General features: G+C 73.3%; 13 protein-coding genes. 9 read left to right on the top strand and 4 right to left on the bottom strand.

The genetic code is table 11. The annotated features are described in order from the left end of the window. Positions 1 to 4: 4 nt before the first annotated feature. The 4 genes from EMA17_RS26275 to EMA17_RS26290 are packed head-to-tail and all read left to right on the top strand — an operon-like array spanning position 5 to position 4,418. Entirely contained in the window at positions 5 to 1,480 is a 1,476-nt protein-coding gene (locus tag EMA17_RS26275) for an aminopeptidase P family protein (RefSeq protein WP_218043036.1), read from the top strand. Further along, positions 1,477 to 1,671 carry a hypothetical protein gene (locus EMA17_RS26280; protein WP_126639590.1) on the top strand — a complete coding sequence of 65 codons (195 nt, stop codon included), beginning with the start codon at positions 1,477 to 1,479 and terminating at the stop codon, positions 1,669 to 1,671. Before EMA17_RS26275 ends, EMA17_RS26280 begins: the two co-directional genes overlap by 4 nt. After that, a complete protein-coding gene (locus EMA17_RS26285; RefSeq protein WP_126639591.1) occupies positions 1,664 to 3,178 on the top strand; it encodes an amidase in 1,515 nt (504 codons plus the stop codon). Before EMA17_RS26280 ends, EMA17_RS26285 begins: the two co-directional genes overlap by 8 nt. After that, positions 3,165 to 4,418 (top strand): hypothetical protein, encoded by a 1,254-nt coding sequence (locus EMA17_RS26290; RefSeq protein WP_126639592.1) that lies wholly within the window; start codon positions 3,165 to 3,167, stop codon positions 4,416 to 4,418. The genes EMA17_RS26285 and EMA17_RS26290 overlap by 14 nt, the downstream gene beginning before the upstream one ends. Here EMA17_RS26290 and EMA17_RS26295 read toward each other — a convergent pair. Next, positions 4,408 to 7,275 (bottom strand): helix-turn-helix transcriptional regulator, encoded by a 2,868-nt coding sequence (locus EMA17_RS26295; protein ID WP_126639593.1) that lies wholly within the window; start codon positions 7,273 to 7,275, stop codon positions 4,408 to 4,410. The two genes, EMA17_RS26290 and EMA17_RS26295, sit on opposite strands and share 11 nt — an antisense overlap. Then, positions 7,272 to 8,675: an aminopeptidase P family protein gene (locus EMA17_RS26300; RefSeq protein WP_371863042.1), complete on the bottom strand. Its 1,404-nt coding sequence runs from the start codon at positions 8,673 to 8,675 to the stop codon at positions 7,272 to 7,274. The genes EMA17_RS26295 and EMA17_RS26300 overlap by 4 nt, the downstream gene beginning before the upstream one ends. 345 nt (positions 8,676 to 9,020) lie before the next feature. Between EMA17_RS26300 and EMA17_RS26305 the strand changes: the two genes are divergently transcribed. Continuing rightward, complete coding sequence (locus EMA17_RS26305) at positions 9,021 to 9,635, top strand: zinc ribbon domain-containing protein (protein ID WP_126639594.1); 615 nt, start codon at positions 9,021 to 9,023, stop codon at positions 9,633 to 9,635. A 64-nt stretch (positions 9,636 to 9,699) separates the two neighbouring features. Here EMA17_RS26305 and EMA17_RS26310 read toward each other — a convergent pair whose 3' ends face one another. After that, positions 9,700 to 10,551, bottom strand: a complete 852-nt coding sequence (locus EMA17_RS26310) for an acyl-CoA thioesterase (protein ID WP_126639595.1) — start codon at positions 10,549 to 10,551, stop codon at positions 9,700 to 9,702. A 1,089-nt stretch (positions 10,552 to 11,640) separates the two neighbouring features. Here EMA17_RS26310 and EMA17_RS26315 point away from each other — a divergent pair. Then, the gene (locus EMA17_RS26315) at positions 11,641 to 12,594 is read left to right on the top strand and encodes an ATP-grasp domain-containing protein (RefSeq protein ID WP_170222245.1); all 954 of its coding nucleotides are present in this window, start codon (positions 11,641 to 11,643) and stop codon (positions 12,592 to 12,594) included. A gap of 16 nt (positions 12,595 to 12,610) precedes the next feature. After that, a complete protein-coding gene (locus tag EMA17_RS26320; protein ID WP_246126898.1) occupies positions 12,611 to 13,477 on the top strand; it encodes an ATP-grasp domain-containing protein in 867 nt (288 codons plus the stop codon). A 252-nt stretch (positions 13,478 to 13,729) separates the two neighbouring features. On the opposite strand, the gene EMA17_RS26325 is transcribed toward EMA17_RS26320, so the two are convergent. Next, positions 13,730 to 16,882: an AfsR/SARP family transcriptional regulator gene (locus EMA17_RS26325; RefSeq protein WP_126639596.1), complete on the bottom strand. Its 3,153-nt coding sequence runs from the start codon at positions 16,880 to 16,882 to the stop codon at positions 13,730 to 13,732. A gap of 354 nt (positions 16,883 to 17,236) precedes the next feature. On the opposite strand from EMA17_RS26325, the gene EMA17_RS26330 reads away from it, so the two are divergent. Then, entirely contained in the window at positions 17,237 to 18,460 is a 1,224-nt protein-coding gene (locus tag EMA17_RS26330; RefSeq protein WP_126639597.1) for a hypothetical protein, read from the top strand. 164 nt (positions 18,461 to 18,624) lie between these two features. Then, entirely contained in the window at positions 18,625 to 18,927 is a 303-nt protein-coding gene (locus EMA17_RS26335) for a hypothetical protein (RefSeq protein ID WP_126639598.1), read from the top strand. Positions 18,928 to 18,936 lie beyond the last annotated feature (9 nt).

The raw sequence follows: 18,936 nt of genomic DNA on the forward strand, positions 1-18,936 counted from the left end.
GCACGTGGGAAACGTCGGCAAGGAAGAACTCACCGGGGCGCACGACAACGACATCCCCGCCGCGTTCGTCGACTACATGACGGGCGACCGGCGCGAGCAGGAGACGACACTCGTCCCCGTGCCGCAGGCCGAGCGCACGGCCGCCCGGCGCGCCGCGCTGTCGCACGCCTTCCCGGGCGAGACCCTGGTGGTGCCGACCGGGCGCATCCAATGGCGCAGCTACGGCGCGCCCTACCCGTTCCGGGGCGGCAGCGACCTGATCTGGCTGACGGCGGACCAGGACCCGAACTCGGTACTGGTCCTGCACCCGATCGCCGGCGGCCACGACGCGGTGTTGTACGTCGATCCCCGGCACGGACCGGCGTCGGGCGCCGGCTACCTGGACCGCATCCTGGGCGAGGCCTGGCAGGGGCGCTGCCTGTCGCCGGAGGAGAAGTCCGCGGTGCTGGGGGTGCGGACGGGTTCGATCGGCGAACTCCCGGCGGTGCTGGGCCGGATCACCGGACCCGTGCGGGTCCTGCGCGGCTACGACACCGGCATCGACCGGGAGTTGTTGCCCGCGACCGCCGAGAACGCGGTCCGGGACGCGCTGTTGGCGAGCGTGCTGGCCGAACTGCGATTGGCCAAGGACGACTGGGAGCTGGCGCAGCTCCAGGAGGCCGTCGACATCACCGTGCGCGGCTTCGAGGACGTGGCCCGCGTCCTGCCGAGCGAACGTGTGGTGTCGGAGCGGCTGTTGGAGGCCGTCTTCGCCACCCGGGCGCGACACGACGGCAACGGCGTGGGCTACGCCTCCATCGTCGCCGCCGGCGCGCACGCCACGACGCTGCACTGGGTCCGCAACGACGGCCCGGTCCGGCCGGACGGGTTGCTGCTGATGGACATGGGCGCCGAGGCGCGCAGTTGCTACACGGCCGACGTGACCCGGACCTGGCCGGTGTCGGGCGGGTTCGGTGCCGCCGAGCGGGACGTCTACGACATCGTGCACGCGGCGCGCGACGCGGGCCTGGCGGCGATCGCCCCCGGGGTCGCGTTCGAGGACATCGACCTGGCCTGCAAGCGGGTACAGATCGAGGGGCTGCGCGACCTGGGCCTGGTCAAGGTCGGCGTGGAGGAGGCGCTGGCGGACGAGCGGCAGCCCCACCGGCGGTGGACGCTGGCCGCGTTCGGCCACATGCTCGGCCTGGACGTGCACGACTGCGGACACGCACGGCCGGAGCACTACGCCCGGGGTGTGCTGCGCGAGCGCCACGTGCTCACCATGGAACCGGGCATCTACCTGCAACCGAACGACGAACTGGTCCCGGAGGGACTGCGCGGGATCGGCGTGCGCATCGAGGACGACGTACGGGTGACGGCCGACGGCGCGCGGGTGATGTCGGACGCGCTACCGGTCGCGGCGGCCGACGTCGAGTCGTGGCTGGCCGCACAACGCGAGGCGGGCCCGCGCCTGCCCGGCGACGACGGCCGTGCGGCGTGAGCGCCGACTCCGCCGCGAGCGGCGCCGCGAGCGCCGCCGAGGCCGCCGACCGGGAGTTCGCCGTCGTGCTCGCACGCCTCGGCATCGACATGCCGCCGGACCTGGCCCCGGGCGTCCTGGCCGGATACCGCTCGCTGCGGGCGCAGATGGAGCTGCTGCGCGACGGCGAAAGGGGGGGCACGGATGTCTGAGCCCGACGCCGCGCCCGACACCGTCGCGTCCCGGCCCGGCGGGCTCGCCGCGCTCTCCGTCGCGGAGGCCGGCGCGCTGCTGCGTGCCGGGCGACTCACCTCCGTGGACCTCGTGGAGCACGCGCTGAGTCGGATCGAGGCGCACGACGCGACGCTGCACGCCTTCGTCCTGGTCCTGCGCGAGCAGGCGCTGCGCCGCGCCCGGCAGGCCGACTCGGACCTGCGCGCGGGCCTCGACCGCGGCCCGCTGCACGGCATCCCGTACGCGCTCAAGGACATCTTCGCGGCCGAGGGAGTGCCGACCACCAACCAGTCGTGGCTGACCGTGTCCGACACGGCCGCCGAGGACAGCGCCGTCGAGGGCCGGCTGCGGGCCGGCGGCGCGGTACTGCTGGGCAAGCTGGCCACCTACGAATTCGCGCTCGGCGGACCGAGCCGGGACCTGCCCTTCCCGGCGGCGGTGAATCCGTGGAACCCGGAGCACATCCCCAGTGGGTCGTCCTCGGGCGCGGGGGTCGCGGTGGCCGCCGGGTTCCTGCGCGTCGCGTTCGGATCGGACACCGCCGGCTCGATTCGCGGTCCGGCGTTCCACTGCGGGGTGGTCGGCCTCAAGCCGACCTACGGCGGCGTCTCCGGCCACGGCGCCACCCCGCTGTCCCACACCATGGACCACTTCGGGCCGCTGGGTTGGACGGTGGCCGACACCGCCGCCGCGTTCCGGGTCGTGGCCGGCCCCGACGCCCGCGATCCGCGCACCCGCGACGCGCCGGTGGGGGAGGGGCCGGATCGACTCACGGGTGACGTGCGGGGGTTGCGGGTGGCGTACTCGACCGCCTGGTACGCCTCCGACCCGGCGACCCGTCCGGAGATCGTCGCGGGCATCGAACGTGCCCTGACCCACCTCGACCGGCTCGGCGCGATCGTCGAGGAGTGCGAACTCCCGCCCTACGAAACGCTGAACGCGTGCGGCCGGATCATCCTGGCGGCCGAGGGCTTCGCCGTACACGAGCGCGATCTGCGCGGCTTCCCCCGGTCGTTCGGGCGGTACACCTACCAGAAGCTGATGCCCGGGGCCGGGATCGGGGCGAGCGACCTGCTGCGTGCCCTGGCGGTGCGCGGGCGACTCGTCGAGGACTTCCGGCACCGGGTGTTCGCCGAGCACGATGTGCTGATCACCGCCTGCGGCCAGGCCACCGCGTCCCGGTTCGACGACTTTCCCACCGACTGGCCGCCGCCCAGGCTGGCCAACGACATGCAGACGATCCCGTTCGCGGTCACCGGACATCCGGCCATGTCGCTGCCGATCGGGTTCGCCGGCGACGGCCTGCCGATCGGATTGCAGCTCGTGGGACGCGAGTTCGGCGAGGCGAACCTGTTCCGGGCGGGCGCGGCCATCGAGGCCGAATTCGGCCGCCGCGACGTCCGGCCGCCGGCGTTCGGGACCGGCCCGGACGCCACGCGCCGTCGATCCGACCCCGATGCGGAGGCCGCCGATGTTCGCCGCTGAGAACCGTCCCTTCCTGACCGAGTTGTCCGCCGCCCACAAACCCGACGAACTCGCCCTGGCCCGCGCCGCCTCGGACCGGCACCTGCGCGATCTCGGCTTCCTCTTCCCGACCCTGCCCACACACTTCCGGATGGACCGCGGCACGCACGACGAACTGCACACCGCCACGGCGCGGTTGGTCTCGGCGCACGAGAAGGTGATGCGGCACGTGTGCGCGACGTCGTCGCCCACCGAACTGGCCGAGACCTTCCACATCCCGGCGGCGATGGCCGGATACATCGACAGCGCCCGGATGGGGCCGGGCCTCGCGCTGGCCCGCGCCGACATCATCCCCACCGAGACCGGCTACGCCTTCTGCGAGTTGAACACCTTCTCCGGCGTCGGCGCCGGCGAGTGCCACCACAGCGCGAAGTTGTACGCCGACCTGCTCGGCCGCCCGGTCGCGGGCGGGTCGCCGTTCCTGGACCTCGCCCTGCACTACGTGGACCGGTGCGACCGGCTGGGCCTGGAGCGCCTGGTCGTGCTCGACTCCGTGCGGCACGCCCGACGCGGCTACGGCCGGGACCAGCCCCTGGTGGACTATCTGCGGCTGCTCGCACCCGACCTCGATGTCGCCTACCGCGACGAGACCACGTATCCGGCGCAGTGGCTGCGCCCGGAGCAGGCCCGGAAGATCCTCGTACACCGGCTGATCACCTTCGGCGACACCGACGACGAGGGTGCCTTCCTCAGGTCCGTCGCCGACAGCGGCGCCACCGTCTCGTCCCTGTTCGAGGCCGAACTCGGGATGCACCGACGGTGGTTCTCGCTGCTGTGCGATCCCGACCTCGCCCACCTGCTGGACCCCGAGGAACGCGAGACGGTGCGCCGCTACGTGCCCACCACGTTCGACCTCGACCCGGACGGTCTGGACGACGTGCTGGCCGACCGCGCCGAATACGTCTTCAAGCACAGCTACAGCTATGGCGGCGACGGCGTGCTGATCGGTGCCGAACACTCCACGCCCGCGCTGCGCGCCCGCATCGTGGCCGACGGCATCGGCACCTGGACCGCGCAGCGCATGGTGCGCGCGGCCACGCTGGACCTGCCGACCGCCGACGGCACCACCGCCGCACACCGGTTCGTGCTCGGCGTCTACGCCTACGGGGACCGGACCAACGGGGCGCTGGTCCGGGCCTCGGCCGCGTCCACGGTGGTCAACGCCTCGCGGGGGGCGGTCTCCTGGGCGTTCACCGACTGACGGCGGGCGGCGGACGGGCGTCCGAGGTCGGGCGCCCGTCGCGGTGGACGAGCTCCCTGTGCACGAGCGCCACCAACTGGACCCGGGAGCGCACTCCGAGCTTGCGGTAGATCCGGGTCAGCATCGCCTCCACGGTCTTGACGCTGACGTAGAGGGAGTTCGCGATGTCGCGGTTGCCGCGGCCGTCGGCGACCAGGTCGGCGATCCGCTGCTCCGCCTCGGTCAGTCCCGCGAGCCCGGCCGGCGCGCCGGCCCGTTCCGGCCGGGCGGGCGCCCACAGCGGCGCCCCCGCGGCGCGGAAGACCGCCTCGGCGGCGGCGTACGACTCCCGGGCCCGGGCCGGGCGGCGGCGCCGGTGTTCGACGGCCGATCGGGCCAGCAGGACCCGGCCGCACTCCAGCGGATACGCCAGACGCTCGAAGGCGGCGAGCGCCGCGGTCAACAACTCCTCGGCGGAGGTGAACCGGCCCGCCGCCGCGTGGCACAGCGCCTCGGCCCGGTCCAGCGCGGCCAGTACGCTCCGCCGTGCCAACTCCGCGGCGCGACCTCGCCCGTCCGCCACCGTCCGGGTCGCGGCCTCGACGTCGCCGGCGGCGACCAGGGCCTCGGCGAGATCGGCGTGGTAGGGGATCGCCGCCGGGTCCCCGATGCACAACTCCCGGGTCAGATCCCGGACCCGGAGCAGGTCGGCCAGTGCCCCGGCGGTGTCCCGCCGGAACAGGCGCACGGCGCCGGACAGGTGCAGGCAGTGCGCGGCGAACACCGCATCCGTTTCCTCCTCCGACGCGGCCAACCCCAACTCGGCGTAGCCGAGCGCCTGTTCCAGGGTGCCGCCGGCGAGTTCGGCGGTCGCCGCCGCGTACCACGGCGGGCCGGGGGAGGCGCCCACGTCCCGGGCCAGCGCCACCAGTCGGGCGGCCTCCTCGCGGGCGGTGCGGCCGTCGCCGGTGTGCGCGTGGAGTTGCACCGCGCTGCCGAGCAGGCGGACCAGGTCGGCGGGGCCGGTGCCGTCGCCGACCAGGGGGCGGAGTTCGGCGAGCAGGCGTTCGGCTTCGGCGGGGCGGTCCTCCAGAAGCGCGAAGCAGAGGGCTACGCGACGCGGGTCGTGGATGATGCGGGCCCCGGCGGTGGTCGGGTCGGGCTCCGGGGCGGCTTTCGCACCCGGGCCCGCCTCGGCTTCCGGGCCGGCCTCGGCTTCCGGGCCCGCCTCCGTGCCCGGGACGGCCTTCGCTCCCGCCTCCGCCTCCGCGCCGGCTTCCAGGGCGCGGCGCAGGGTGCGGGCGTGGTCCGGGGTGCCCCGGCCCTGTTGGATCCGGGCCGCCATGGTCAGTGCGGCGGCTCGGCCCGCCGGGTCGCCGGCGCGTTCGGCCCACGCCACGGCGTGTTCCGCGTGGGTGAGGGCGTCGGCGGGATATCCCCGGTCCAGGTGCGCGTTCCAGGAGAGCCGCAGGTGGGCCGCCGAGACCAGCGCGGGTTCGGCGGCGGCGGTGGCGTCGGCCAAGGCCTGGGCGGCGACGTCGGCGAGCAGGGCGGCACCTCGCCCGGCGGCGTCGAGGACGGCGAATCCGGCCCGGGCGCGTGCCGCCGGTCCGGCCCGGGTGCGTACCAGGCGGTCCAGGGCGGTCCGGGCCAGGTCGAAGCGCCCGGCGGCCTCGGCGTCCCGGGCGGCGGTGACGAGCAGGTCCGGACGACCGCCGCCGGCCCGGTCGACCGCGAGGAGCGCGAACTCGGCGGCCCGGATGTGGTTGCCGCGCCCCCGGGCGCTCGCGGCGGCGTCGGCGAGGCCCGGCACGAGTTCCGGCGCGGTCTCGGTCGCGCCCAGCGCGCACGCCGCGTGCCAGGCCCGGTCGTCGGCGGCGAGCGAGGCCGCCGCCAATACCCGGTGCGCCCGGCGTACCGCCTCGCCGCCCGCCTCGGCGACGATCCCCTCCCGTACCACCGGCGCGGCGAAGACCACCGCCTCGGCCGTCACCCGGACCACCCCCGCGGCCTCGGCGGCGGCCAGCGCGGCCTCGGCCGACGACCCCGCGGCGCGACGCACGCCGGCGGGCGTGGGATCCGCCGCGAGCGCGGCCAACAGCAATACCCGGCGCACCGGTTCGGCCAGATCGGCCAGCCGGGCGCGCATCGCGTGGCGCGCGTACGGGGCCAGCGGGGTGGCGTCCAGGGCGCTGATCGGGATCCCGGCACGGGCCAACCCGGCGGCGATGTCCGAGACCAGGCGCGGACTGCCGCCGGTCGCCGTGTGGATCCGGGCGGCGGCCCGCAGCGGAATGCCGAACGAGCGCACCACCGCGACCGATTCCTGCGGTCCCAGCGGCGGGATGCCGATCTCGACCGCGCCGCCGCCGAGCACGTCGTGCGGCGACGGCCCGTCCGGGCGTAACGCGGCGAGCAGCGACACGCTGCCCCGGCTGCGCCGCGCCGCGAAGCCGAACACGTCCAGGCTGCCCGGTCCCCACCACTGCACGTCGTCGGCGGCGAGCAGCGGCCGGGCCCGCCGCCCCCAGGCATGCAGGCAGGACAGCACGGTGACCCGGAACGTGGTGGTGTCCGGCTCGGGCCCGCCCACCCGACGCAGCACCCAGTCCATCGCCGACCGCTGGAGATCGGACAGTTCGCCGCGCACCTCGGCCGGACACGCGGAGAACAGGTCCATCAGCGGCGCGTAGGCGATCTGTGCGTCGGCGCGGGCCGAACTGAGCCGGACCACCGGATCCCCGGCCGCCTGCCACGCGGTGCAAACATCGTCCAGGACCTGCGATTTGCCGAATCCGGTCGGCCCGACCACCGCCACCGCGCCGGCCCGCCGTAACTGTCCGCCTACCTGATCCACCAGCGGGCGGCGCGTGGTCATCGCAGCGACGCCATCCAGGCCTCGACCTCGTCCGCGCCGCGCGGCAGCCCGGCGGACAGACAGAGCGCGCCGTCGGCCGTGATCAGGAAGTCGTCCTCGATCCGGACCCCGATGCCGCGCAACTCCTCCGGGACGGTCAGATCGTCGGGCTGGAAGTACAGACCGGGCTCGACGGTGAGCACGTGGCCGGCCTCCAGGGTGCCACCCGGGTAGTGCTGCCGGCGGGCCGCGGCGCAGTCGTGGCAGTCCAGGCCGAGCATGTGGCCGGAGCCGCAGATGGTGAAGCGGCGGTACAACCCCGAACCGGGCGCGAGCGCCGCCTCCGCGCCGCCCGGCAACAGGCCCCAGTCGTCCAGCCCTTCGGCGACCACGCGCATCGCGGCGTCGTGGAAGTCGCCGAACGGCGCACCCGGGCGCAGTGCCGCGATGCCGGCCGACTGCGCGGCGAACACCAGGTCGTAGACCCGGCGTTGTGCGTCGCTGAAGCGTCCGTTGACCGGCAGGGTGCGGGTGACGTCGCCGGTGTAGAAGGAGTCGGCCTCGATCCCGGCGTCCAGGAGCAGTAGTTCGCCGTCGCGCACCGGGCCGTCGTTGTGCATCCAGTGCAGGACGCACGCGTGCGCGCCGGCCGCCGCGATGGTTTCGAAACCCAGGCCGTAACCCTCCAGGCGGGCCCGCCGGTTGAACGTGCCCTCGACCCAGCGCTCGCCCCGGGCGAGGGTCGTGGCGTGCCGCAACTCGCCGACCACGTCGTGGAATCCGGCGACCGTGTAGTCCACGGCCGCGCGCATCTGTTCGATCTCCCACTCGTCCTTGACCAGTCGCGATTCCGAGAGCCAGGTGAGCAGTTCGGCCTCCGCCTCGGCCGGACGCGCCGCCGGGACCAGCGCGTCGACGAGCGTGTCCTCGCCGCGTACCACCCGGGTCGGCACGTCGGCGCCGAGGGCGCGCTCCAGGTTCTCGCGCGGGGCGGCCTCGATCCCGAGCGCGTCCGAGGTCTCCGACAGCGTGCGCCGGCGGCCGACCCAGAACTCGCCGTGATGCCGGTCGCTGTACAACTCGGCGCCGTTGGGTCCGCCGCGCGGGGAGCGCTGTCGGGTGAACAACACGACCGAGTGCCCGGTCCCGGTGGGCTCGAAGACCAGCACGCTGTCGGGAACGGCCTGGGTGCCCTGCTCGGCGGTGAGGTGTACGAACGCCGAGTGGGGGCGGAACGTGTAGTCGAAGTCGTTGCTGCGGGTCTTCAGCCCGCCCGACGGGACGACGATCCGCTCGCCGGGAAAGCGCTCGGACAGCGCCGCGCGCCGCTTGGCCGCGTACGCGGCCCCGGGCAGGGGAGGCAACTTCCGGCCGGTATCCGCCCATCCCTGCCGGAAGGACTCGGCCAGTGCGGCCGACACCTCACGGTCGTGACTTTCGATCCCCTCGGTTTGCTGCTGCCGCTCCACCGTGTGCCCCGAATCGTCGTAGCCTGGTTTCGAAGGACGGTACCATTTCACATGTGACACTTCTATGGTCTTGACGGCTTTACCGGGAGGCCGTGACGGCGGTCGATCGGGGGCGGTGCGTCGGGCGGCGGAGCGGTTGCCCGGGTCGTCGGGCGCGCGGGCGCGTGGCCGCGCGGGCGCGCGAGTGCGCGTTCGGTCCTCGCGGGCCGGTCCGGCGCGCTCGTATACCCGTCGGAGACCTGTCGTGGCGGTGTGGGAGCATCGTGCCGGCCAACGCGACGACGGGGAATCGAGAACATGCTCATCTGGGGTTTCAAGACCATATTCAGAACACTTTCGGGGGGCGTCTTCCACTGCCCGCAGTGCGGAGGTGATCGGCAGTATCACCTCAAGCAGGCCCGCCGCTGGTTCACGCTGTTCTTCATTCCGATCTTCCCGTACAAGCAGCAGGGCACCCACGTCGAGTGCGCGACGTGCGGCGGCACCTTCCACGACACCGTGCTGCAGGGCGCGACCAGCGCCCAGATCTCCGCGCAACTCGCGCAGGGCATGCGGGCGTTGGCGGTTGCCGTGGTGCGGGTGACGGGCCTGCCGTCCACCGCGGCCCGCACCGCGGCCGCGGGTGCCGTGGCCGAGGCGGGCGTGGCCGGGTACACGGTGGCCCAACTGGACGCGGACCTGGCCGGCGCACCGGTCGACCTGCCGCCGATCCTGGTCCCGCTCGGCGACCAACTCCAGCCGCAGGGCCGGGAATGGCTGCTCTCCCGGGCGGCCATGATCGCCGCGGCCGACGGCGGCATCGGCTCCGCCGAGCGGGCCCTGCTCGACCAGGTCGGCGGGCTGCTCCAGATGACCCCGGCCCACGTCACCGGCGTCGTCGAGACCGCGCAGCGCAACGTGCCGCGAGGCTGACCGTACGCGCGTCCGACCCGCCGAGATCCCGCCTGCCCCGAACGGGCCGGCGGGATCTCGGCGTTCAACGGGACCGCGGCGCCCGGTCGCGCCCGTCGGCGGGATCCGGCGCGCCCCGATCGGCCAGGACCCGGCGGGCCTGGCGGCCCAGCGCCAGCAGGCGCCCGTCCGCCGTCCACACCGCGCTGTCGTCCAGGGCCCAGCCGTTGCCGGCGTGCTCGGTACGCATCCGGACCAGCGCCCAGTCGGATACCGGGCCGTCGTCCGACGCGTTGCCGAAGTGCACCGTCAACTCGGCCGAGGGAGCCGGCCTGGGCCGGGTCCACTTGGCGAACAGCGCGGGCGGCAGGGCGTCCGCCAGGATCACCACGGCCGCCGCGTCCGGTGCGCGCCGGTCGGCGAACCGGATCCACGCCACCAACTCCGGGTCGGCGGCGCCGGACAGCGGGAGGTTCGGCCCGGCCGGGCGGATCTCCAGGTGATCCCCGAACGCGACCGGGCCGGCCGGCAGATCGAGCGGGTCGCAGTGGTCCGGCGGCGGCACGGTGGGCGCGGGGGAGCCGTCCTCGTTCGGCCCGGGCCGCCCGGCGCCGAAGACGGCCGAGCCGAACAGCACCGGGGCACCCTCCTGCGCGGCGCGGAACGAGGCGACCGAACTGCCCCGCCCGGCATGCTCCACCGTGCCGGTCAGCCGGAACGGACGCTCGTCCACCGGCCTGAGGAAGTGCGCGTTGATCGTCCGCACCGAGCGATCCGCGCCCGACCGCGCGACCACGTCGTCCCGCATCGCCTCCAGTGCGAGCGCCACCAGGCTTCCGCCGTGCGCGCCTTCCCACGACCACCACGACCGGTCCACGGTGAACTCGCGCACCGACGAGGGGGCCGCCTGCGCCTGCGCCGTCCCTGCCTGCTCCATACCGGCACCTCCCGATAAGTGAGTTGGAAACTCAAACTCACTATATCCATCGCCGCGCCCACCGGGTCGGATCGGGGTCGTACGCTGCTCACCACCCGTCGGAGCGCCACGAACTTCCGTCCTTCGCGGCCGAGTTCTCCGGATCGGCCGGCTGGAGCGTGCCGCCGGCCCGGTTCGACGACCCGATTTCACGCTCCGGGCCGGGGAATTGGGGTCGCGGTGGGCAAAGTGACGGGTTGTTCGCCGTCGGCGAAGGGTTCGGGGCGTCCGGGTGGGTATCGAAAGAGCAGGTGGCGCGCGTCGCGACACCGCGGCCTCTGCGCCGGACCGGGAACGACCAGGAGGACGCGGCCATGACACGGATCAGGATCGTCAAACGCCCCGTTTCCCCGCGGCCGCAGCCGCCGGCGGATCTGCGCACACCATCCGGGCGCCCGATGCCCTATTGATCCCGATGCCGACTCGGCGAGGGCCGCCGGGTGTGGTGATCACGACCGTCGCGATCACCACACCCCATCGACGGGCGCCCGCGCGGCGGCGCCCACACCCGTGCGTCCCGCGTGACCGTCGCGGCCACGGATACCGCCGGCCCCGATGCACCCCCGAGCCCCGGCGCCTCTCGCGCCCGCCGCTCCCGTGCCCGCCGCTTCCGTGCCCCCGGTGTCCCGTCCCGCCTTCGACGACGTACGGCGCCCGCCGGCGGCCGGACCGATCGACGTAGGGGCTTCGGCTCGCGCGGCTCGGCTTCGCGTATGTCCGGTGACGCCCTCGACCGGCCGCTCGACGGCCGTACCGGCTCGTGATGAGCGTGTCCGTGCGGTCGGGCCGCTTCGGCGGTGCTCTCCTGCGCGAATCGGGCGGTGGGTGTTCCGGTCGTGTGGTTTGACCTGCTCTATGCCGGGGGGCGAGCGGAGGGCTTGATTCCTCTCTAGTCTGGGGCGATGACGAATCGTCCCCCAAATGGCCCATGATGGTGGTCGCGCGCGGCGTTTGGTGGGGTGTGTGCCGGTCGTCCTCGGCACGCGTGGCATGCTGTGCCGTCAAAGTTCTGCCGGCTGGGGGAACGGCGGCCGTCCCGGGGGGAAATCGATGAAACTGGCCTTCCTGGTCGAGGAGCACTACCGCCATGACGGCATGCCGCTCGACGTGGTCCGACAGCTCGACGCGTGGGGGCACCACGTCGACATCGTGCGTCCCGGCAGTTCGTTGATCGACCTGTCCGACCTGATCCGGGCCGGTTCGCACGACGCGTGGGTGCTCAAGACCGTTTCCGGCGGCCCCGGCCTCGGCCTCCTCGAAGCCGCGGCGGCGCTCGGGCTCACCACGATCAACGACGCGCGTTCGATCCGGTCGGTCCGGGACAAGGCGGTGGCCGCGGTGATCGCGCGCGCACACGGGCTGCCCATGCCGGACACCTGGTTCGCCGCGATCCCGGACCTGCTCGGCGCGATCCCCGCCGACCGCTACCCGCTCGTGGTCAAGCCCGCCGACGGCAGCTCCGGGCGGGCCGTGCACCTGGTGTCCGGCCCCGAGGACCTGGCCGACCTGGCGACGGAACTGGTCGACGAGGGGCCGCTGTTGGCCCAGGAATACGTACCCAATTCCGGGCAGGACCTGAAGGTGTACTCCGTCGCCGGCGAGCTGCACGCGACCGTGCGCCGCTCGCCGCTGCATCCGCAGCAGCCCATCCGGGAGAGCCGGGTGCCGCTGCCGCCCGGAACGGCCGCGCTGATGCAGCGAATCGGCGCCACCTTCGGCCTCGACCTGTTCGGCGTCGACATCATCGAGGGGCCGGACGGTCCGATGGTCGTGGACGTCAACGACTTCCCCAGCTTCCGGTGCGTGCCCGACGGCGTCGCCCGAGTCGCCCGCGCGGTACTCGACCTCGCGGCCGGAGGCACCGGCGTGGGCGCCGGTACGGCCCACGGCACCGGCCTGGTCGCCGCCGCGCGTCCCCCGCTGCGCGCCAGGTCCGTGGTCACCCCCGCCCGCGCCGCCGCGAGCCCGATCGTGGACGCCGCGCCGGCCGCGTACGTCGGCTGACGGGGCGCGTGCACACGTGCGGATCTGCCTCGTCACCGACCGCCCCGACCACCCGCTTCTCGCGGACGCGCGCGCCCTGTTGACGCCGCGTCACGAGGTCGTCGCGATCGACCCGGACACCGTCACCGTCGACCACCCGATCACCGCCGACGTCTACCTGCTCAAGGCCCGTACCGCCCGGGCGCTCGCGTTCGCCGAACGGGCCGAGCGGCACGGCGCCCGGGTGCTCAACTCGGCGGCGGCCACCCGCGCCTGCCAGGACCGGGTCCGGATGGCCGAACTCGCCTGGGCCGCCGGACTGCCGTTCCCGGACACCACCGCCTTCGCCTCGCCCGCCGAACTGCTCGGCACCGGACCGGTGTTTCCGCTGATGGTGAAGAGCCGACACAGCCGCAGGGACGACCTGGTGGCCCGCGTCGACGACGCGCGGGCGCTGCGGGAGATGGCTCGGGAATGGCCGGACGAGCCCATCGTGGCGCAGGAGTTCGTCGACAACGGCGGCTGGGATCACAAGTTGTGGGTGGTCGACGGCCACGTCTTCGCGGGCCTGCGCCGCACCGCGCTCGACGGCCCCGCCGAGACCAAGCCGATCGCCCCGCAGGACCTGCCGACCGGCTGGGCCGCGCTCGCCCGCCGGGTGGGCGAGGCGTTCGGTCTCGACGTCTACGGCGTGGACATCCTCGAGGTCGACGGCGTTCCCTCGATCATCGACGTGAACGCATTCCCCGGTATGCGCAACATGCGCGGAGCGCCCGAGGCGCTGGCGGAATTGGCCACCGGATCCCGGATGCCGCCGGCTACCCGAATGTCGGCCGAGGCGGAATTGTCCGCCTCCTGTCCGACCGGCGCAATGCGAGCGGAACGGGCAAAACCCGTCCGCTGATCCCCGGCACTGCACACGTGTCGAAGAAGATGCGCCTCGACTGCGGCAATCGACTGCGAAGATCGCGGCCGGGCCGATAGGTTACGGATCCGTCGCCGATTCGGCGATTTCCGCCCCGACCTTTTGCGGAAAGGCTGCACCATGTCGTTTTTTGATTTCTTTGCCACGTTCATGATGGGCGCCGGCGAATACCTGGATTCGTCCACCCTGCTCCTGCTCTTCGCCTGAACCCACGACCTCGCACCACCCCCGTCATCCGTCACCGTCGATGCGCCGCAGGGCGGCCCTGACCTCGTCCGCCTCGGCCGACGCGGACGAACCGGCCGCCCCCAGGCGCTGATAGCCCGCCAACGCGGACGACCAGTACGCACGGGCGGCGGTCGCACCGTCGATCGCCTCGGTCGTGCGCGCCAGCCCGGCCAGCGCCCGTGCCTCCTCCAACGCCGTGCCCATCCCGCGGGCCAGGTCCGCGCTCGTGCGGTACTGCGCCCGCGCCTCGACCACGTCGCCCAGGTCGAAGTACGCCTGCGCGAAACCCGCGGCGGCCCGCTGCCGGTGCAACCGGTCGTCGATCCGCTCGGCGATCCGGCGCCCCCGGGCGAAGTGCGCGAGCGCCTCGCTCGGGTCGCGCATGGCCAGATGCGCGAGACCGACATTGATCCGGGTGTCGGCCTCGGACCGCAAATCGCTGATCTGCCCGTAGACGTGCAGTGCCTGCGCGTAACGGTGCAACGCGGCGAGCGGATTCCCGCGCGCCAGTTCCACCTGGCCGAGATTGTTCATGAGGATCGCGTATTCGGCCCGCGCATTGCTCCGGCGGGCCACTTCCAGAGATTCCAGGTAATACCGCTCCGCATTGTCCGGATCATCCCGCAGAAGAAAGATCTCGCCGATATTGTTGAGTACCTTCACCAATTCGCGCCGCTCGCCCAGCCACTCATGGATGTCCCGCGCCGCGAGCAGTAGACCCGTCGCCTGCTCATATTTCCGCAGATGTCCGTTGAGCACACCGAGGTGCAGCAGAATTCCGGCCCGGCCATGCGGACTGTCGATCACCCGATGCATCTCCAGGGCGCGATCCAGGTGATCCTGGGCGGCCGGGAAACGGCCCGCCCGCAGGTGCGTGGCGCCGATCTCGGCCAACGCCTCGGCCTGACCGCGCCGATCCTCCGCGCCCTCGGCGAGCGCGAGCGCCTCGCTCGCGTCCAGGAACGCGGCCTCGTGCGCGCCCAACCGCCACTGGATCGACGCCCGCTCGATCAACAGGTGCGTCGCGGCCCGCGCCTCGCCCGGACCGGCCGCGCGCCAATCGGCGAGGGCGGCGGTGTACAGATCGCGCGCGAGGCCCCACGAGCCCCACTTCAGCAGCGACCGAGCCAACACCTCGGCGAGGTGCCGTGCGTGCTCGGACGCCACGCCCGCGACCGGCCGCGCCGCCGCGACCAGGTTGAACCGCTCCCGATCCAGCCACTCCTCGGCCTCCTCGGGCGTCCCGAACGGGACTTCCGCCCGCCCTGCGGGGGCCGGAACCAGGCCCGACCGCCGCCCGTGCGGGTAGGCCAGCCGGTCCGCCCGATCGGCGAGATCCAGATACAGATCGAGGACCCGGGTGACCGCCTGCCCCCGCTCGGCCGCGGACTCCTCGCGGTGCGCCGTGTGCAGCGCGAAGTCGTGCACGAGGTCGTGGAAGCGATATCGATCGTGCGCCGGCTCCTCCAACAGATGCGACTCGACCAACTCGTCGATTCCGTGGCGTACTTCGTTCGCGCCGAGACCGCATATCGCCACCGCCGCGGCCCGGCCGACATCCGGTCCCGGATGCAGGGCCAGGCGCCGGAAGACGAGCCGCGCGACCGAACCCAGTTCCGCGTAGGACAGATTGAACGCCATCGAGATACCCGGCGGCGCGTCGATCACATCCAATGTGCGAGGCGACTCGGCCAGTCGGGCCGCCAGATCGCGGACCCGCCCCGCGCGATGACGAAAACGATTCGCGGTGAGCTGGACGGCCAGCGGGTGATTGCCGCACCGCTTCACGATCTCGGTGACCGGTGCGTGATCGGCGTCGGCCAACTCCCTGGATTCCTCGGCGATCCGGGTGAACAGGGCCGCCGCGTCGGCGGTGTTCGGCACCCGCAGGGACAACGAGCGCGCGCCTTCGAGATCGGTGAGCCGGCGCCGACTGGTGACCAGGACCCGGCAGCGCGGACTGCCCGGCAACAACAGCCGTACCTGCGCGGCGTCGCGAACGTCGTCGAGCACGATCAGCGCCCGCCGATCGGCCATGGTCCGGCGCCACTGCGCCGCCCGCAGATCCGGGGTGGCGGCCAGCTGCGAGCTCGGCACACCCATCTCGACCAGCAACGAGCCCAGTGCCTCCGCCGGTTCGATCGGCGATTCGTGCGCGTCGTGTGCGTGCAGGTGCAGATACAGGCGCCCGTCCGGGTAGTTCGCCCGCATCAGGTGCGAGGCATGGATGGCCAGACAGGTCTTCCCCACCCCGGCGAGGCCGGAGATCACCGTGACCGGCAGCGCCGTCCCCACCTCGTCCTCGCGCAACAACTGGGCCAACTCGGCCCGGCGGCCGATGAAGTGCCGGGTGTCGCGCAGCAGCGTGTCGGGCGCGTTCGGATCCGGTCGCTCGGACAGGGTCTCGCGCGTCGCGGATCCACCGGGCGTGCGGGCGGGGATCGCCAGTGCCGGATCCCGGCGCAACAACCGGGTGTGCAGCCGCTCCAGATCCGGTCCCGGATCGGCCCCGAGTTCGTTGCTCAATCGGGCCCGGGTCCGGCGGTAGGTCTCCAACGCCTCCCCGTAGCGCCCGCATCGGTACAGCGCGAGCATCAAATCGGCCACCACCGGCTCGGCGACCGGATGCTGCGCGGCCAAGTCCCGTAACTCGACCACCACTTCGGCATGGCGACCGAGCCCGAGCTCCAGGTGAACACGTCGCTCACGGATCTGTCGACGCTGCTCCTCGAGGCCGCCCCGGATCGTCTCGATCCACAGCCCCGGCAGGCCGGCGAACGGCTGGCCGCGCCACAGGCGTTCGGCCTCGCGCAACAACTCCGCGGCCAGCGCCGGATCCTCGGTGTCGTTGGCCCGCTCGCGCAGCAGCCGAAAGCGGCGAAAGTCGACCTCCTCGGGCTCCACCTGGAGCCGATACGTGCGGGAATCCGAGGACAATCGGGTCGCGTGGCCGGTGTCGCGCAGACGCCGGCGCAGCCGGGACACATACGTGCGCAGCGTGTCGAGGGAGGTGGGCGGCGGCTCGTCGTCCCACACCCGGGCGATCATCGCGTCGGTGGAGACCGCGGCGCCCTCCGCGCCCAACAGCACGGCCAATACGCATCGTTCCTTGATCGATCCCAGGGGCCGCCGAGCGTCGTCCACCCACAGTTCCATCGGGCCCAGTGCCCGGATCGATAGCACCGCGTTATCCCCCCGCCCCAGTCCCTCCTGGCCAACGCGCCCGGTGCCGAGGTGTCGTGTGACAACTGTGGCACGTCCTGCCACAGGGCCACCAGAAGTCGACGGCCGCGATCCGTCCGGAAATCGCCCTTCCGCAAGCGCGCATTCCGGTTGCGCTCGGGTGATGCAACGTGACTGCCGGCAACCTGCAAGGAATTCACCCCACCGGTCGGGGATGTCCCGGTTGTCGGCGGCAACGGCCGTTTCGACCCCACAGATCCGCACAGATCCGCCCGGCCACGGGGGAACGGGGCCCGTCCGGTGGTGACGACGCTCATGGAGGCGCGAATGACGATCCTGTCCGGCAGCGAGCCCAGACCCGTACCGGTCCGACCGGACGCGGCGCGGTGGACGACCCGATCGGCGGAGCGGGGGGTTCTGGTCGTGGTGCACAACGTCACATCGGGACAACGCCTGATCGACGCGGTCAGTCTGCTCGAAGGAGACCTGCGGGTCCAGGTCTTCTTCACCATGGCACCGACGATCTTCACCTCCGGAGTCGCCGAGTTCCTGGACCGGCTCGGCGCCACCACGGTGCCGTGGCAGCGGGCCGTGGACGTGCGTTTCGACCTCGCGTTGGCCGCGGGGCACGAGGGACTGGCCGAACTGGACGCGCCCGTGATCGTGATGGCGCACGGCGCGGGACACAACAAGCTGGTCCCCGCGCCGCGCGGTGGACGGATGGTGGCCGCCCGGGGTACGTACGGACTGGCCCCGCAGGATCTGATCCGGGACGGCCGGTTGGTGCCGGCCACCATCCTGCTCGCGCACGCCGAGGAGTTGGCCCGGCTCGGCACGACCTGTCCCGAGGCGGTGCGCGCGGCCGTGGTGGCGGGGGATCCCAACTACGACTGCCTGCTGGCCAGTCGGGCGCATCGGGCGCGCTACCGCGACGCGCTGCGGATCGCGCCCGGGCAGCGGCACATCGTGGTCACGTCCACGTGGGGCGGCAACTCGCTGCTCGGCCGTACGCCCGAGCTGCTGCACCGGATGACCACCGAACTGCCCCGGGACGCCTACCGGGTGACCGCGCTGATGCATCCGAACGTATGGAGCGGCCACGGCGCGTGGCAGGTGCGGGCCTGGCTGGCCGAGGCGTTGCGCGAGGGCCTGGTGCTGATCCCGCCGGAGGACGACTGGCGGGGCGTCCTGGTCTCCGCGGACTGCGTGGTCGGTGATCACGGTTCGCTGAGCCTGTACGCCACCGCCACCGACGCACCGGTGGCGCTGGCGACCTACCCGGAGGCGGACATCGATCCGGCCTCCCCGCTGGGCGACTTGGCGCGCTTCGCGCCGCGGATCCGCCACCGGCGCTCGATGCTCGCCCAGTTGTCCCGGATCCCGGCGGACCACCGGCGCGCGGACTACGCCCGGGTGGCCGCGCGGATCACCTCCCAACCCGGCTCCTTCGCGGGAAACATGCGCCACCTGATCTACCGTCACCTCAAGCTCAAGGCCCCGGCCGCGCGCCCGAGGGTGCGGATCGCCGACCTGCCGGGGGCGCCGCGATGACGGGGTGCGTGCCGGGCGGGGGTCGAAGCCCGAGCCCGCGCGGGCCGGGCGGGGGCCCGGACCCGTCCTCGTGCCGGCCGGGTCGGGGCTCGGGTTCGGCCCGGTCGGTCCGGGCCGGGGCGGTTTCGGTGACCGTGGTGATGCGTGGCGGTGACGGAAGCACGGTGGTCGACGAGCACGTGCGGGTCGAACTGCCCTCGCCCCGTGCGGCACTGGCCGATGTGCTGGTGGTCGCCGAGTGCGGGCGGTCGTCGTGGGCGGGGCTGGGCGAGCGGGATCGGGAGTTGGCGGCGGTGCACCCCGGCGCCTTGGTCACGCTGATCGTTCGCGGGCCGAACCTGGCCCTGGTCCGGATCGGTGCGGCGCCGCCGGGGCGGGTGCGGCGCGGCGACGCCGATCCGTCCTGGCCGCGCTACGCGTCGATCCTGCACGCGTTGACCGTCCTCGGCGCGGCGGGTCCGGGCTGAGCCGGAGCG

It is taken from the genome of Embleya hyalina, assembly GCF_003967355.1.
Classification (GTDB): Bacteria; Actinomycetota; Actinomycetes; order Streptomycetales; family Streptomycetaceae; genus Embleya; species Embleya hyalina.

Bases quoted from the DNA above. Each gene is read 5' to 3' on its own strand.
- EMA17_RS26285 (WP_126639591.1), top strand. From the start codon at position 1,664: ATGTCTGAGCCCGACGCCGCGCCCGACACCGTCGCGTCCCGGCCCGGC.
- EMA17_RS26290 (WP_126639592.1), top strand. From the start codon at position 3,165: ATGTTCGCCGCTGAGAACCGTCCCTTCCTGACCGAGTTGTCCGCCGCC.
- EMA17_RS26295 (WP_126639593.1), bottom strand. From the start codon at position 7,275: ATGACCACGCGCCGCCCGCTGGTGGATCAGGTAGGCGGACAGTTACGG.
- EMA17_RS26305 (WP_126639594.1), top strand. From the start codon at position 9,021: ATGCTCATCTGGGGTTTCAAGACCATATTCAGAACACTTTCGGGGGGC.
- EMA17_RS26310 (WP_126639595.1), bottom strand. From the start codon at position 10,551: ATGGAGCAGGCAGGGACGGCGCAGGCGCAGGCGGCCCCCTCGTCGGTG.
- EMA17_RS26315 (WP_170222245.1), top strand. From the start codon at position 11,641: ATGAAACTGGCCTTCCTGGTCGAGGAGCACTACCGCCATGACGGCATG.
- EMA17_RS26325 (WP_126639596.1), bottom strand. From the start codon at position 16,882: ATGGAACTGTGGGTGGACGACGCTCGGCGGCCCCTGGGATCGATCAAG.
- EMA17_RS26330 (WP_126639597.1), top strand. From the start codon at position 17,237: ATGACGATCCTGTCCGGCAGCGAGCCCAGACCCGTACCGGTCCGACCG.